Source organism: Kocuria oxytropis, assembly GCF_040981195.1.
GTDB classification, from domain to species: Bacteria; Actinomycetota; Actinomycetes; order Actinomycetales; family Micrococcaceae; genus Kocuria; species Kocuria oxytropis.
The window spans coordinates 1-825 of sequence record NZ_JAVFXA010000062.1; the positions used below are offsets into that span (position 1 = coordinate 1).

An 825-nucleotide genomic window follows, 5' to 3' on the forward strand; every position below is an offset into this window, starting at 1 on the left:
ATGGTGTTGCCCGAGGCCACGAACAGGCCGGTGCCGATGGCCCCGCCCATCGCGATCATCGTCAGGTGGCGGGGCTTGAGGCTGCGGCGCAGCCGTGCGTGCGTCTCTGCGGGAGCCGGTGCTCCCCGTCTGGTCGGGGCGGTCGTCTGGGGCGGTGCGATGGTGTCCACGGGAACCTTTCCTCGGAGGTGGCGGGTCTGCACGCCGGGGGGAGACCGGGGCGGTGTCCGACCGCCCCGGTCCGGGTCAGTCGTTGATGTAGAGCAGGCGCTTGTTGACGAACTCGTCCATGCCCAGCGGGCCCAGCTCCCGGCCGTAGCCCGAGCGCTTGACCCCGCCGAAGGGCATGCCGGCGCCCTCGGCCTCGGCGGCGTTGACGGCGGCCATGCCCGAGTCCAGGCCCTCGGCCACCCGGCGCGCCCGGTCGGGGTCGGTGCTGAAGACCGCCCCGCCGAGCCCGTAGGGGGTGTCGTTGGCCAGGGCGAGCGCCTCCGCGTCGTCGGCGACCCGGTAGACCACGGCCACGGGGCCGAAGAGCTCCTGGTGGTGGGCGGCCATGTCCGGGGTGATCCCGGTGAGCACCGCCGGGGCCAGGTACGCGCCCGGGCCCTCGGCGAGGGTCCCGCCGGTGTGCAGGGTCGCCCCGGCGTCCACGGCGTCCTGGATCTGGCGGGCCAGCGTCTCGGCCGCGGCCCGGGAGGACAGCGGGGCGAAGGTCCCGGGGGCGCCGGCGGCCGGGTCGCCCGGGGTCAGGGCGGCGGCCTGGCGGGTCAGCTCGGCGACGAACTCGTCGTAGATGTCGTCCATGACGATCATCCGCTTGTT

1 protein-coding gene and 1 pseudogene are annotated in these 825 nt (G+C 74.9%); both read right to left on the reverse strand.

Annotated elements, in window-relative coordinates; all coding sequences use genetic code 11:
* Positions 1-203 (reverse strand): annotated as a pseudogene (locus QYM41_RS17960) (hypothetical protein); the annotation flags it as partial.
* Positions 204-246: 43 nt separating this feature from the next.
* Positions 247-825: aldehyde dehydrogenase family protein (locus QYM41_RS17570; RefSeq protein WP_368801059.1), on the reverse strand; the 579-nt coding region annotated here is incomplete at its 5' end.